A 15,054-nucleotide genomic window follows, 5' to 3' on the forward strand; every position below is an offset into this window, starting at 1 on the left:
CCTTATTCTGAAAAACAGCGGCGCACCGCACACCGTTCTTTTTCATAGATTGTCTCTTTTAATGTAAGAATTTCGATTGATTTTCCCGTCTTTGGAGAATGAATCATTTTCCCATCGCCGACGGACAGACCGACGTGATGAATCGCTCCTTTTCCTTCCTCGTAAGCAAAAAACAGCAGGTCACCGGCTTTCATATCATCAAGCGGGATTTCCTTCCCAGCCTTTGCCTGATCTCCTGCATCACGGGGGATGCTGTATCCATTGGCCTTAAATATACTGTACATAAACCCGGAGCAATCAAACCCAAACCCGCTGATCCCTCCCCACAGGTAGGGAAGCCCGAGAAAAAACGCCCCCGTTTGAATGATGTCTTCAGCAGTCCCTTTCTGTTCGCGGACAGGCACTGCATCAGTTTGCTTCACAAACCTTTCCCCAAAAACGGTCGAAACCTTAAAATATTCGTTTTCTTCTGCAATGAGGGGAAGAACCGTCAAAAAGCTCAGTTCGATCTCCTTTTCTCCATTGCTTTTGTACAAAAAGGCAGCAGGTTTGCTGATCATGACATCTTTTTGTGTATGGATGGGACTTGTTTTTTTCAGCTGGTTCTTTTTCATCCAGCCCGGATATCCGCGTGGATCTTTTCGGGATGGTTGGCTCGGCACGATCACAGAAACCCATTCACCCTGTTCCGCCGTCACCAGTACTTTTTCGCCAAAGAGAACCTGAGTTTGGATCACATTGTCTGTACATAATCCAAGCCGCTCATCATACGTCATGCGCTCCAGCCAGTCTCTGATCAATACGGTCGGACGAAGCATCGCTTGATCAGATGGCCGAGGTGAATCAGGCGCTGTCCAGATGTTGGCCACTGCTGATATGACAGTGTGCATCATTGCTCTATTTCCCCTTTCAAAAGCGCAGCTCCGGTGATTCCGAGACCCGGTCTGTCAGGCATCGCAATCGTGCTGCCGCTGTATGTTATGCCGCCTTTGATGACATCTGTTTTCAGCATCAGCGGCGCGTCAAAATCAAAGCGTGTGATGTTTCTTTTGCTTGCCGCAAAATGCGCCGCGGCCGTAATGCCCAGCTTCGTTTCAATCATGCTGCCGACCATGCACTCTACTCCGCACGCCTCAGCCATGGCATTGATTTTCTCTGCTCCGCTGATGCCGCCCGCTTTCATCAATTTAATATTGATCAAGTCAGCGCTCCGGGTTTGAAGAATTTCGAACGCCTGCCGCGGCGTAAAAACACTTTCATCGGCCATAATCGGTGTGTCTGTCGCATCTGTCACCTTTTTAAGCCCAGGGAGATCATCTTTATGGACAGGCTGCTCGACAAGCTCTATGCCAAGACCGGCATCCTCCATTTTCCGAATAGCAGTTACCGCTTCCTTCGGCGTCCACCCCTGATTGGCGTCTAAACGCAGTTTCACGGCTGATCCGACACGTTTTCTGATTTCCTGGATACGGGCGATATCTGTTGCGATTTCATCTTTTCCGACCTTTATTTTCAGCGTTTGAAAGCCTTGTTTGAGATAATTCTCGGCATCAGCTGCCATCTCTTCAGGTGAGTTGACACTGACTGTATAATCCGTTTCCAGCGTATCTCGGTATCCGCCAAGCATTTGATAAAGTGGCAGTCCGCACATCTGCGCCCAACCGTCGTATATCGCCATTTCCACAGCCGCCTTAGCGCTCATATTACCTGTCAGGAGGTGCTGGATGTCGTGCAGGATGGCCTCACAGCCGGACAGGCTTTTTCCAAGCAGTGCCGGCTTCAAGACATTGTGAATTGCACTTTCAATGCTATCCATGCTGTCTCCTGTAATCACTATCGTCGGGGGCGCTTCTCCCCATCCGATTGCGCCGCTGTCATAAGTGATTCTTACTATGACCGATTCAGCCGTATGCACAGTGCGAAGCGCAGTTTTAAACGGCTTTGTCAGCGGTACGGCGATTCGGCTTGTTTCTATTCGCGTGATTTTCATGTCTTCAGCGCCCCTTCTGAAACGCCCGCCTCGATCACGACTGTTTTTTGTGTTGTATTCATAGCAGCTTGCGCACCGATCGGAACGGCGAAACTCGGTGAACAGTGGCCGATTTTAAAACCTCTCAGAGCAGGTTTGCCCGCTGATACAATATAGTCATCAAGCACCTGCTCAAGCGACAGAGACTTTTCCCTCTTCACCGGGACACAGTTGTGAAAATCACAAACAAGAATTCCGGCTGCATCCGTCAGCTTTCCCGCCATTTTCAGCTGATTCAGCATCCGGTCGATTTGATATGGCTCCTCGTCAATATCTTCAATAAACAGAAGCTTCCCTCTCGTATCAATTTCAAACGGCGTGCCCAGCGTAGACGTCAGTAAAGAGAGATTTCCTCCGACAAGTTCGCCTTCCGCTTTTCCAGGAACAAGCACGGTCAGCGGAGAAAGGTCTTCTGTATAGGTGAATTCCCTCTCTTGGAAGAGCTGCTCATACGACGCTTTTGTCAGCGGGTGAACGTCGTCGAGACCAATATCTGAACTGAGCATCGGGCCATGGAAGGTGACAAGACCTGTGTTTTGATGGATGGCAGTATGTAAAAACGTAATATCGCTGTATCCCCAGAAGATTTTAGGATATTTGCGGATTAAGCTGAAATCAATGCCGGCGGCGATACGTCCTGTCCCAAAACCCCCGCATGCGCACAGCACTGCTTTTACCTCCTCGTCTCTGAACATCTCATGGAGATCAGCCAGCCGCTCATCATCCTGTCCCGCTAAATAGCCGTGCTGGTTTTTCAGTGCCTTGCCCAATTTCACCTGAAGTCCGAGCTCTTTTAAAAATAAAAGCGCGGTGTCAAGCTGCTTTGGATCCGGCGGGCTTGCAGGCGCAATCACTCCGACTGTGTCACCCTTTTTCAGCGCTTTCGGCTTGTGATTCAACTGAATCACTCCTTTCATTTGCTCTGCACCCTACGTATACGTGCAAGAAAGAGAAAAAATACCGCTCCTTCGCATAAAGAAGCAGTATTTTCCCAATCGCCGGCGTCAGTTTTTATCCGCCCATTTTAAATCGATATAGCCGACAGGATGCCGGACGATTCCCTTTACATTTTCGTTTTGCAGGTTGACCTGGTTGTAGAAATAAACCGGAATGATCGGCGCTTCATTGACCAGCAGCTTTTCCGCTTGATGCATTAGGGAGAAACGCGTTTTTTCATCGGCTTCATGTTTCGCCCGCTTGATCAACTGATCGTATTCTTTATTGGCCCAGCCTGTGCGGTTCATCGAATTTCCTGTTTGGAAGGCTTCCAGAAAACTGATAGGGTCCGCGTAGTCAGGCAAAAATGAGCTTTGAGAGAATTGAAATTTCAGCGCTTTTTGATCCTCTAAAAATACGTTCCATTCCATATTGGCCAGCTTCACATCGACTCCAAGGGTATTTTTTAATTTTTGCTGGATCGCCTCAGCAATCTTTTTATGCTCCGGCTTTGTGCTGTAAGTAAGAGTAATCGCAGGAAGCTTATCATAGTTTTCTTCCTTCATGCCTTTTTCCAGCAGCTGCTTCGCTTTGCTTTCATTTGGTGTGACCAGGTCTCCGCCCGCTTCACGGAAATCCTTGCCGTCAGGCTGCGTAAATCCAGGCGATACAAAGGCGTGTGCCGGTTTTTCGTTATTTTTCGTGACGTACTTTACAATTTCCTCCTGATCGACAGCCATCGCAAAGGCTTTTCTGATGTTTTCATTTTGGAACGGCTCCATGTTCACATTAAACCGGTAGAAATAGAGGCCCGCCTGGTCAACAATACTGACATTGTCCTGATCCAGCAGCTGATCGCTTAATTCAGCAGGGACATAAGCGGTATCCAGTTCACCAGACTGAAACATCTGATAATCTGTATTTCTGTCACTGACCATCGCCCATTTCACCTTATCAAGCTTCACGGAATCTTTATCCCAATACGTGTCGCTTTTCTCCATTGTGATGCTGTCATCATGCTTCCATTCCGTCAGCTTAAACGGACCGTTCCCGACAAATGTATCTGCCTCAGCAAACCACTTTGGATTTTCTTTATCGACCTTTTCGTTTACTGGAAAATACGCCGGATTGGACACGACGCTGAGAAAATATTTTTGCGGTGCTTCAAGTGTTACTTCAAGGGTTCGATCATCCTTTGCCGACACCTTCACACCGTCTTTTTTCCCTTTCCCGCTGTTATACGCTTCGCCGCCTTCAATAAAATAGCCGAGAAACGCAGATGAAGCGCCTTTTTTCGGATCAAGCATCCGTTTCCACGCGTATTCAAAGTCTCCGGCCGTTACCGGATCTCCGTTTGTCCATTTCGCATTTTCTCGAATCGTAAATGTGTAGGTTTTTTTATCTTTTGATACAGACCACTTTTCCGCCATTGCCGGTTCAGGCTCATTCTCTTTGCCAAGACGTGTCAGCCCCTCCATGATGTTATTTAACGGCTGCCACGACACATTATTAAAACCGATCGGCGGATCGAACGAAGTCGGTTCATTTTCGTTATTTATATACAGCACCTTTTCCCCGCTTGTTTTTGCCTTATCATTACCGCTTTCCTTTCCGGCCTGTTCGTTCGCTGTACATCCCATCAGCGCAAACGAAAGTCCTAATGCAAGGCCCATTCCCCATAGCTTTTTCACTCGTTTCATCCTCTTCCCCCTTTTCATGATCAATCCTTCGCACCTCCGGACAGCATTGCATGTTCAGCCCGTTGATCCTGCAGCCAGCAGTTGACAGTGTGCGTGTCAGATCTGATGGTCTTGCCCGGGTATATCCTGTCACACACGATCATCCTGTTCGGACAGCGGGCGGCAAACGGGCAGCCTGGCGGAGGTGAAAATAAATCCGGCGGCGTTCCGTCAATCGGAATCAGCTCCGCGCCCTCCATATCCAACCTCGGGACAGAGTTCAGCAGCCCTTTCGTATAAGGGTGCTGCGGCTGATAAAAAATATCTTTTCTCGTGCCGATCTCCGCCATTTTACCGGCATACATAACTGCAACTCTGTCAGCAATCTGGGCAACGACCCCTAAATCGTGTGTAATCAAAATGACAGACACATTCGTTTTTCTCTGAATCTCTTTAAACAGCTCCAAAATCTGCGCTTGAATGGTCACGTCAAGGGCAGTGGTCGGTTCATCTGCGATTAAGATGTCTGGCTCGCAAATCAGCGCCATCGCAATGACAATCCGCTGTCTCATGCCGCCGCTGAATTGATGGGGATACTGTTTGAGACGCTCTTCGGGATCGGGAATGCCGACCAATGACAGCATGGACAGTACCTCTTCCCGTACCGCCTTTTTGCTCATTTTTTTGTGGCGCAGGAGCGCTTCCCCCAGCTGATCTCCGACAGTCAGCGTCGGGTTTAATGCTGTCATCGGGTCTTGAAAAATCATAGATATGTCGGCTCCCCTTATGCTTCTCATTTCTTTGTCAGAGAGACGGCAAAGGTCTTTGTTTTTAAATAGGATGCTGCCGTCCGTCACTTTCGCCGAATAGGGCGGAAGCAGGCCCATGATGCTTTGGGAGGTAACGCTTTTGCCGCAGCCGGATTCGCCGACGATTGCAAAGGTTTCACCTTGATACAAATCAAAGCTCACCCCTCTGACCGCCTGAACCGTCCCGCCGTAAGTCGTAAAAGAAACGTGCAGATTTTTGACTGACAGAACTTTTTCCATACAGCTACCTCCTCAGCTTAGGGTCGAGCGCATCCTGTAATCCGTCCCCCAGCACATTAAACGCATACATCGTCAAGGAGATGAAAAAGGCCGGAAAAAACAGGCGCCACCAATGCCCGGACAAAATCGTAGGCAGGCCGTCATTCGCCATCACACCCCAGCTTGCAAACGGAGCCTGTATGCCGAGGCCGAGAAAGCTTAAAAAAGATTCTGCGAATATAGCGGCAGGTACGGTTAATGTCATTTGTACGATGATCGCTCCCATTGTATTCGGCAGCAGATTCTTCCGGATGATACGAAAGGTTTTCGCACCAAAGGTTTTCGATGCGAGTACGTATTCATAATTTTTAATCTGAAGCACCTGTCCTCTTACAATTCTCGCCATCCCGACCCATCCGGTCACAGTCAGTGCCACAATAATGGTGCCCAGTCCCGGCCCCATCAGCACCATCAGCAAAATGACAACAAGGAGATACGGCAAGCCATACAGCACTTCGATAATCCGCATCATGATGCTGTCAGTCCTGCCGCCTTTATAGCCGGCAACGCCTCCGTAAATGACACCGATCACAAAATCAATCAGCGCTGCCATCACTCCGACAAATAACGAAATCCTCGCTCCATACCATGTTCGGGTAAACACATCCCGGCCGAGCTCATCGGTGCCGAACCAATGATCGGCTGAAGGCGGGAGATTTTGCTCGGTCAGCGATTGGCGCGCGACACTATGGGTCGATAAAAAGGGCCCAATAACTGCCATGACAAAAAGAAATAAAAGAATAAAGAGTCCCGCCATCGCTAATTTATTTTTCTTCAGCCTCCTCCAAGCATCCTGCGTGTATGACAAACTCGGCCGCTTGACCGAATCGGCTTCTCGAGTTTTTTCCTGATTCGAGACAAACCACTCATCCGGCACCTGAATGTGCTGCTCTGGCTGGCGTTCATTTGTTTGTACAGGGAGATTCACACGCTTCACCCTTTCTTATGCAGTTTAATGCGCGGGTCCAGCAGACCGTAGGCCAAATCGACCAAAAACAGCATGATGATCAGAATGACGCTGTAAAAAACGGTCGTTCCCATAATCACGGGATAGTCCCGCTGATTAATACTTTCAACAAAATATTTTCCCATTCCCGGAATGGCAAAGATTTTTTCAATGACAAAGCTTCCTGTTAAAATACTTGCGACGAGTGTGCCCAGGACGGTAATGACGGGCATGAGTGCATTTCTGAGTGCGTGTTTTACGATAATTTTGAACGGAGAAAGCCCTTTTGCCTTTGCAGTGCGGATATAATCCTGTGTCAGGACTTCGACCATGCTTGACCGTGTCAGCCTAGCAATGATCGCCATTGGTCCTACAGCAAGCGCTGCGGTCGGAAGCACCATATGGACCGGGCTCGTCCATGTGGCAGCGGGAAATAGTTTGAGATTGACGGCAAATTGCTGAATGAGCAATGTTGCCAGAATAAAATTCGGGATGGAGATGCCGAGTACCGCGAGACTCATCGCGGCGTAGTCCAAAAAGCCATTGCGGCGGAGCGCAGCGATTACGCCCAGCACCAGCCCAGAGATCACGGCTATGACAATGGCTGTCATTCCAAGCTCAAAGGAAACGGGAAATCCGCGTTCCAGCATATCATTTACGCTGTCTGACGGTTTTTTAATTGAAGGTCCGAAATCGAATGTAATGATGGATTTTAGGTAGATGATGTATTGGAAAATGAGAGGATCGTCTAAGTGATAGTAGGCTTCGAGATTTTTTTGAACGGCTTCATTTGTACCTCTCTCCTCGTTAAAAGGAGATCCGGGAATGACCTTCATGAGAACAAAAGTCAGGGTGGTAATCACCAAAATCGTAGCTACCATTGCCCAAAAACGCTTCATCATGTATCGCGCCAAAGCCTCAACACCCCTTTAGCAGAATGATGTCCGCATCGCAAGCTCAGTCATGACAAGCATCGCCTGATAGGCTTCAAGCATGTCCTTCGCCTGAAATTGAACGGTTGTGGTTCCCGGCTTTATTTCAGTTCCCGGCATCAGATTCGCCCATTCTGCTTGGCCGTAATTGGCGAACTCAATGCTCAGAACCGGTCTGTCAGGCGGTGTGAGCGGTTTGACTTTGTCCTTGTTTTGCAGGGCAAATGCGGTTTTTTCTGTCAGCAGCCGGCCGGCTTTCGCAGGGGACAAACACTTCACTGCGGATCTTGAAATGGTTTGTTTGACAGCGGCTGTCGTAACATTCGGAATGAGCTCTTCCGCTTCCTTTGCCGCCCGGTCATCTCCGGCTACCATTAAGACCGGGACATCATAATAACCGGCAACGTATGCATTTAACCCGAGCTCACCGACAGGCCGATCGTTTATGTAAAAATGACGGACGCCGAAAATCATGCTGTGTGACATCACACCGGGGGTTGAAGCTCTCGCATGATAACCGAGAAACAAAGCGCCTGTAAACGTATCATCCAGCCCCTCTACCATTGAAAATGGTTTGACGTCACCGGATATCAAGTCTGCTTCAGGGTGAAGCCTTTCAACCATCAGATTATTCATCTTCGAATGGCTGTCATTGACAAGCACCTCGGTACACCCGCTGTTAAACGCTTCGGCAATACAGTAGTTTGCTTCTTCAGTCATGATGAGCCGCCCGCGTTCATAATTGCGCTTGCCGGAATCCACAAAGGTATCGTCCGGAAGACCCGAAATACCTTCCATATCTACTGACATGTACAGTTTCATAACGTTCCTCCTTTTTTACTAAATTATGAATATTCTAACAAATTATATTAAAAAAAGAGGAAAAATGCAATATAACTGAAGGAAATCACAACGATTCAATGATAAAAAAAATCCTCTTTTAAGGATTCAACAGATAGTTGACAACATCCTAAAACGGTTTTCGTTTTGGGATGTTGTCATCATTTCAGCGTGATTGAAAACCCTTGAAGTCTAGGAAGGACGAGCATTGGAGCAGGCCTTTCACAGGATGTGATGACGGCGATGTTCAGGCAGGACGCCTGAACATCGCCGTTCCTTTGAGAATGTGAACACCAACGCACAGATCTGACAAAGAATGCGAGGCTTTGTCGACACGCTGAAGAATCCTCTTTCAAAGGATTCATGTCTGTTTCTCCGCCTGTTCTGTAAGAAGCTTATATTTTTTCAAGGTTCTTTCAAACACCTCATCAAAAACGTCCGGCACAGAGGCGTGTATCACTTCAGCTCCCTCACCTGTAATTCCGCCTTTCGTTGCGACACGTTCCAGCGTTTCCTCGAAAGACATCTTCTTTTCGATCAGCAGCTTGCCAGTTCCGTATAGTGAATGAATCAGAAAATCAAAGGCTTCTTCTTTGGACAGGCTGCTGTTTCTGACTGCAGACAGAGCCAGTTCTTCGAAGACTGCAGCTATGAACCCTGGTGCCGAGCTCGTCAAATTGCTGGCGGCATCCAAATTCGATTCTTTGATTTCTCGTACACGGCTGAAAACCGATAACAGTTCATTCAGGCGTTCTTTTTTATCCGCTGTCAGTGTTTCACTGTGAACGACAAGCGAGATGCCCGCTCCTGCTTCGGATGTAATCGCAGGAATGAAACGTGATATACCGGCTTCCGTTTCAGCCTCCAAAAGACGCAACGGCACACCGGCAGCAATGGAAACGATATGCGTATTCCTGTTCACATACGGGTGCAGACGGCGCAGCGTTTCAATCATATTTAGCGGCGGGACACATATAAAAATCAAACGGCACGTTGCCGCCCAGTTCTCGAGCGAATCAGCCGATACATTTGGATAATCTGACATCAGCGCCTGCAGCCGCTCCCCCTTCGTTCTTGTTTCAATAAAGAGCTCATGCTCCTTGATTTGTTCATGCTTCAACAGCTGCCTGGCGATCATATCGGCCATGCTGCCATATCCAATCAATCCAATCTGTTCCATCGACTCAGTCCTTTCATATACAATATGAAGTGTACCGTTTTCCGCACTTTTTCACAATTTCCCATAATCTTTTCATTTTTATCCCACAGTTTTTGTTTATGATAAACTCAAGTCATAAACCTATCATAATCAAAAAGAAATTAGTGAAAATAGAGAAACGGAGTGAACATGATGGATAACTATCGTGACGAAAACAGAACGGAAGGCAATGAGAGTGAGGTCTTTCTAGCGAAAGAGAACGATCAGAGCACCTCCTACTCAGCCCGCAATGTCATTCATGATCAGGAGAAGAAAAAACGTGGGTTCGGATGGTTCAGACCGCTGCTTGGCGGAGTGATCGGCGGCAGTCTCGCCCTTGGCATTTACACGTTTACACCGCTTGGCGACCATGATTCTCAGGACACTGCAAAACAATCAGCCAGCCAGCAGCAAACACAATCTGTTACAGCTAAAAGCACGTCCTCTGAATCTGGCAAAAGCACGTCAAGCACAAGCAGCTCATCTGCATTTAAGAGCGAGGATTCTTCTAAAATCTCAGATATGGTGGAAGACATTTCACCGGCGATTGTCGGTATTACAAATCTTCAAGCTCAGTCAAACAGCTCTTTGTTCGGCTCTAGTTCATCTGGTTCCAGCGAAGATACAGAAAGCGGTTCAGGATCTGGTGTCATTTTCAAAAAAGAGAACGGCAAGGCTTATATTATTACGAATAACCACGTCGTAGAAGGGGCATCTTCACTGAAGGTCTCTTTATATGACGGCACTGAGGTGACAGCAAAGCTGGTAGGCAGTGACTCCTTAACAGATTTAGCGGTCCTCCAAATCAGTGATGACCACGTAACAAAAGTGGCAAGCTTCGGTGATTCATCTGATCTCAGAACAGGCGAGACCGTCATTGCGATTGGAGATCCGCTCGGAAAAGACCTGTCCCGCACAGTAACACAAGGAATTGTAAGCGGTGTGGACAGAACGGTTTCAATGTCAACATCAGCCGGTCAAACAAGCATTAATGTGATACAGACTGACGCGGCAATTAACCCAGGTAACAGCGGCGGCCCATTGTTAAATACTTCCGGCAAAATTGTCGGCATTAACAGTATGAAAATCAGTGAAGATGATGTAGAGGGCATCGGATTTGCAATTCCAAGCAATGACGTAAAACCGATTGCAGAAGAATTGCTGTCTAAAGGACAAATTGAACGTCCGTATATCGGTGTCAGCATGCTTGATTTAGAACAAGTGCCGCAAAACTACCAAGAAGGCACACTCGGCCTGTTCGGCAATCAGCTAAATAAGGGCGTATACATCCGTGAGGTCGCTTCAGGCTCTCCTGCTGAAAAGGCTGGATTGAAAGCGGAGGATATTATCATCAGCCTGAAAGGCAAAGAAATCGATACAGGCAGTGAATTGCGCAATATCTTATATAAGGACGCAAACATCGGTGACACTGTTGAAGTGAAAATTCTCAGAAACGGCAAAGAAATGACGAAAAAAATCAAACTCGACCAAAAAGAAGAAACAACTTCGTAAGACATAACGCCTCAGGCCGCAAAAGCGGTCTGAGGCTTTTTTATTAGACTAGAGACCTAACTGCTCTATGAAACTTTCTTCCGAGGCATCCGTATATATGACAGACTGACATCATTCTCATCCGATGCTTGAGACATCGTTTGCAAGGAGGTATGAACATGAAAACCGTGGGATTGAGTATGATCTGCGCAGGATTGGCTTTTCTCTTGCTAAGCTTTCTTCTCTCTGAATCGACGTTGACGTGGGGAGTTGTACTGGGTACCAGTATTCTATTAAACGTCACTGGTACGGCAGTGATCATGCGTTTCTTAAAAGCCCCTCAATATAACAGCTGACATGCAGCAAAGCCGAAGACGAAATCTTTAAGCTTTGCTGTTTTTATTTCAGCATGACTGAACCGCAGTGCAAGTTCACAATCCCTTAGTCCTATCAAACGATCAGCATCTGTTGCTTTGATCATCGCGCAGAACATAAAAAGCCCCTGTCCGTCACGGACAGGGGTTTCAGGTTACGACATATGCTGGTCTCTATAGAGTCTTTTATTTTCAATTCCATATGATTTCTGAACGATGTAAAGCGGCCTGTCTTTAGCTTCATCGTAGATTCTGCCGATATATTCGCCGATCATGCCCAGAATTAGAAGAACGATGCCGCTGAACAGGAGCTGGATCACAATAAGTGATGACCAGCCGGTAATCGTGCTGTCTGTGAATAGCTTCAGATACAGCACGATAAACATATACAGAAATCCAGCACCTGACATTAACATCCCCGCATAGCTCGCCAGCTTCAGCGGTTTGTGCGAAAATGTCGTGATGCCATCCATTGAAAGCTTCAGCATTTTCTTCAGCGGGTACTTTGTTTCTCCAGCAAGCCTTTCATCACGTACATACTCGACCGCTGTCTGTTTGAAGCCCACCCAGCTGACGAGCCCTCTGACAAAAGGATTTTTTTCTTTTAATCTCTTCATTTCATCACAGACTTTTCTGTCCATGAGGCGGAAATCCCCTGTATCAATCGGGATATCAATATCCGTCATGCTGCTTAGAAGCCGGTAAAACATAGCCGCAGTTTGTTTTTTGAAAAAGGTTTCCCCTTTTCGTTTTGTCCGTACGGCGTATACGACCTCATAGCCTTCCTTCCACTTGTCAATCATATCTAAAATCAGTTCAGGAGGGTCCTGCAAATCGGCGTCAATGACGACGATTGCATTCCCCAGTGCATAATCCATACCCGCTGTAATGGCGATCTGGTGCCCAAAGTTCCTTGAAAAATCAATGATTTTCACTCTCGGATCGATCAGGCTGTGTTCTCTTAAAATCTCAATACTGCGATCTTTGCTTCCATCGTTGACAAAAAGCAGCTCGTAGTTTTCCTTCGTTTGATCCATGACCTCTTTTAAGCGCTGATAGGTTTCATGAATGACAAGCTCTTCGTTATACACAGGTACAACAACTGAATATTGAATATGTCTGCTCATGCTTTTTCCTCCTATTCATCAGCATGTAGTTCGTATAATGTAGCTGACTGATTCATTCCGCCAGGTCCGCCACCCATTTGGCTGTTTTCGCCTGAAGACTTGCTGTTGTTTGAAGTATCAGCTGAATCAGTATTTTCTGTTTTCTGATCAGATGATGATTGTTGATCAGAACTTGATTGCCACTTATCTGAAGACACTTCTTTCCCATTTTTCTCAACCCATTCAACAATGTCATTGTTTCCGCCTCTTCCTCTTCCAGAAGCTAAGAAGTATTTCACTTTTCCTTCTTTTACAAGCTTTTTGAATTGAGTCAGCGTGATAGCCGGGTCAGAACCGCTGAATCCGCCAATAGCCATGACAGCTTTTTTCGTTTTAATAATATATGGCGCCGCTGTGTTCGAGTCGGTTGTGGCGAACAGGTATTCAGCTCCGGAGTTATTCTCCTCTAAATATTTGATCAGTTTTTCATTTACAGTTGCATCAGACATTCCCATGCCTTTTCCGCTCATGGTGGATGCAAGCTGAGGACCTGTTTCAGGCTGTGAGCTGTTGCCCCCGTACAGAAGCGGTGTGCTTGCCCAATAAATCGGCATCACCAGCAATGCGAGAAGAGCTGCAAGTGATACATAATAACTGATCGGTTTTTGGCGCTGTTTGAACAGCAGCAGAGCAATCGCTGACATCACGCCGATAATACCTACGCCAATGCTCCAGCCTGCACCAATTTGATCGTTGTAGTTTCTGAGAATAAACAATTCAAATCCAGTTGTCGCAATAATCGCTGCCGGCAGTAGCCATGATTTCCAGCCTGTCTGATTGCGGTGCAGGTGAACAAGGGCAACCCATCCCGCACCGACAAGAGCCGCTATCGGCGGTGCCAGCATAATGAGATAATAATGATGGAAAAATTCTGCAACACTGAAGAATCCGGCAATCGGAACAAGCCATGCAACCCAGAACACCGTTTCCTTCTGCTCTGCAGATAATCTTCTTCTTTCTCTTGCCCCAGCGATCAGTAAGCCTGCGATTCCAAAGATCGCAAATGGCAGAAGCCAGCTGATTTGATCAGATAATTCTTGTTGGAAAAGCCGCAGCGGACCAGGTGTTCCCGTTCCGAACATTCCTGAACCTGATTGCATTTTCGAGCTGGTTCCTGCACCGCCTTTCCCTCCGTCTCCACCAGGACCGTCTTGGCCGCCATCTCCGCCGCTTGGAGGGCCTCCTTGACCGCCGCTTGGCATTTCACCATTGGATGGAGGTGCCGTCATATTGCCATTTGATGATTTGTCATCACTTGATGAGCTGCTGCTTGATGACTGATTAGGCGGTGCTTGATTTTGTGTTGAACTGTTATCAGAAGAAGACATTTCTTTTGAAGCGTCTCCGTTTGGTCCGCCCTGGCCGCCGCCGGAATTTTGGCCTGTCAGCCGCTGAATCCCGTTATATCCGAAAGCCAATTCCAAAACGGAGTTGGTCTGGCTGCTTCCGATATAAGGCCGCTTGCTTGCAGGGATATTGTCAACAATGAGCGGCCATGATAAGGAAACGGCTGCTAATACGGCTAAAGCACTTACCAAGGAAATGATTTTTTTCTTTATTGTGGCGTTTGCCGCAATCAGATAGAACAATAAGAAGGCCGGCAAAATCATATAAGCCTGAAGCATTTTTGTATTGAAGCCTACTCCAACAACGAAAAATGCTGCTAACAGCCAGATCAGCTTTCCTTTTCTGATCGCTTTAAAGAGAAGCCATGTGGCCAGCAATAAGAAAAATACTAGTAATGCATCAACATTGTTTGTACGTGCTACAGCTACAGCAATCGGTGTACATGCCATAACAAATGAGGCAATGCGCGCCGCTGTTTTTCCGAATGTCGGCTTAATCAGCAAGTACATAAGGAGGACTGAACCTACACCCGCTAATGCCTGAGGCAGAATGACGCTCCACCCATGCATACCAAATATCAATGCACTGATCGTTTGGATTTGGTATGTAATAGGCGGTTTATCAACTGTTATAAAGCCGGCAGCATCGAACGAAGCATAAAAGAAATTATGAAAGCTTTGCATCATACTTGTAACTGCCGCGGTGTAATAAGGATTCACCGTGTCGTCCGTCCAAATGTTATAGATATTTAAGAATGCAGATGCGAGCAAAATGAGGATGAGGACAATATCCAGCTCGCGTTTTTTCTTTTCCACTTTTTTTCACTCCTTTTTGTCTAACTTTGAAATAGTGTAACAAGCAAATATGAATAAACTATTAATAAACAAAGACAATATTTTTGCCGAGACCATTTCATGCCAATCGCCCATATATACAACGGGGTTTAAGCCATTTCTCCCAATCGGTATCTGATAGTTCCTCCCCAATAAGCCATCCTGTTCATGTCAAAATGTATGACGATATTAAAA

14 protein-coding genes are annotated in these 15,054 nt (G+C 46.9%); 2 read left to right on the top strand and 12 right to left on the bottom strand.

Annotation, left to right across the window (positions count from 1 at the left end):
• Positions 1-2: 2 nt before the first annotated feature.
• The 9 genes from AC0DBE_RS08185 to proG form a co-directional block, all read right to left on the bottom strand.
• Positions 3-893, bottom strand: a complete 891-nt coding sequence (locus AC0DBE_RS08185; RefSeq protein ID WP_087987188.1) for a C40 family peptidase — start codon at positions 891-893, stop codon at positions 3-5.
• Positions 890-1,990 carry an L-Ala-D/L-Glu epimerase gene (ykfB, locus tag AC0DBE_RS08190; RefSeq protein ID WP_472961744.1) on the bottom strand — a complete coding sequence of 367 codons (1,101 nt, stop codon included), beginning with the start codon at positions 1,988-1,990 and terminating at the stop codon, positions 890-892. Before ykfB ends, AC0DBE_RS08185 begins: the two co-directional genes overlap by 4 nt.
• Positions 1,987-2,946 (bottom strand): S66 peptidase family protein, encoded by a 960-nt coding sequence (locus AC0DBE_RS08195; RefSeq protein ID WP_409509642.1) that lies wholly within the window; start codon positions 2,944-2,946, stop codon positions 1,987-1,989. Before AC0DBE_RS08195 ends, ykfB begins: the two co-directional genes overlap by 4 nt.
• Positions 2,947-3,033: 87 nt before the next feature.
• Positions 3,034-4,683, bottom strand: a complete 1,650-nt coding sequence (dppE, locus tag AC0DBE_RS08200) for a dipeptide ABC transporter substrate-binding protein DppE (protein WP_242733421.1) — start codon at positions 4,681-4,683, stop codon at positions 3,034-3,036.
• A gap of 2 nt (positions 4,684-4,685) precedes the next feature.
• Complete coding sequence (gene dppD / locus AC0DBE_RS08205; protein WP_061187309.1) at positions 4,686-5,693, bottom strand: dipeptide ABC transporter ATP-binding subunit DppD; 1,008 nt, start codon at positions 5,691-5,693, stop codon at positions 4,686-4,688.
• Between the two features lie 4 nt (positions 5,694-5,697).
• Positions 5,698-6,660: a dipeptide ABC transporter permease DppC gene (gene dppC, locus AC0DBE_RS08210; protein ID WP_472961747.1), complete on the bottom strand. Its 963-nt coding sequence runs from the start codon at positions 6,658-6,660 to the stop codon at positions 5,698-5,700.
• A gap of 5 nt (positions 6,661-6,665) precedes the next feature.
• Entirely contained in the window at positions 6,666-7,592 is a 927-nt protein-coding gene (gene dppB / locus AC0DBE_RS08215) for a dipeptide ABC transporter permease DppB (protein WP_014113511.1), read from the bottom strand.
• 15 nt (positions 7,593-7,607) lie between these two features.
• The gene (gene dppA, locus AC0DBE_RS08220; RefSeq protein ID WP_014113510.1) at positions 7,608-8,432 is read right to left on the bottom strand and encodes a D-aminopeptidase DppA; all 825 of its coding nucleotides are present in this window, start codon (positions 8,430-8,432) and stop codon (positions 7,608-7,610) included.
• Positions 8,433-8,811: 379 nt separating this feature from the next.
• Complete coding sequence (gene proG, locus AC0DBE_RS08225) at positions 8,812-9,630, bottom strand: pyrroline-5-carboxylate reductase ProG (RefSeq protein WP_014113509.1); 819 nt, start codon at positions 9,628-9,630, stop codon at positions 8,812-8,814.
• A gap of 171 nt (positions 9,631-9,801) precedes the next feature.
• On the opposite strand from proG, the gene htrA reads away from it, so the two are divergent.
• Both htrA and AC0DBE_RS08235 read left to right on the top strand, forming a co-directional pair.
• Positions 9,802-11,160 carry a serine protease HtrA gene (gene htrA / locus AC0DBE_RS08230; protein WP_041520926.1) on the top strand — a complete coding sequence of 453 codons (1,359 nt, stop codon included), beginning with the start codon at positions 9,802-9,804 and terminating at the stop codon, positions 11,158-11,160.
• A 158-nt stretch (positions 11,161-11,318) separates the two neighbouring features.
• Positions 11,319-11,495 carry a hypothetical protein gene (locus AC0DBE_RS08235; protein WP_041520925.1) on the top strand — a complete coding sequence of 59 codons (177 nt, stop codon included), beginning with the start codon at positions 11,319-11,321 and terminating at the stop codon, positions 11,493-11,495.
• Positions 11,496-11,668: 173 nt separating this feature from the next.
• On the opposite strand, the gene AC0DBE_RS08240 is transcribed toward AC0DBE_RS08235, so the two are convergent.
• The 3 genes from AC0DBE_RS08240 to AC0DBE_RS08250 are packed head-to-tail and all read right to left on the bottom strand — an operon-like array spanning position 11,669 to position 14,994.
• A complete protein-coding gene (locus AC0DBE_RS08240) occupies positions 11,669-12,640 on the bottom strand; it encodes a glycosyltransferase family 2 protein (protein WP_014113506.1) in 972 nt (323 codons plus the stop codon).
• Between the two features lie 11 nt (positions 12,641-12,651).
• A complete protein-coding gene (locus AC0DBE_RS08245; RefSeq protein ID WP_472961752.1) occupies positions 12,652-14,841 on the bottom strand; it encodes a glycosyltransferase family 39 protein in 2,190 nt (729 codons plus the stop codon).
• A gap of 6 nt (positions 14,842-14,847) precedes the next feature.
• Positions 14,848-14,994 carry a hypothetical protein gene (locus AC0DBE_RS08250; protein WP_120698821.1) on the bottom strand — a complete coding sequence of 49 codons (147 nt, stop codon included), beginning with the start codon at positions 14,992-14,994 and terminating at the stop codon, positions 14,848-14,850.
• Positions 14,995-15,054 lie beyond the last annotated feature (60 nt).

The organism is Bacillus sp. VA15, assembly GCF_055721145.1.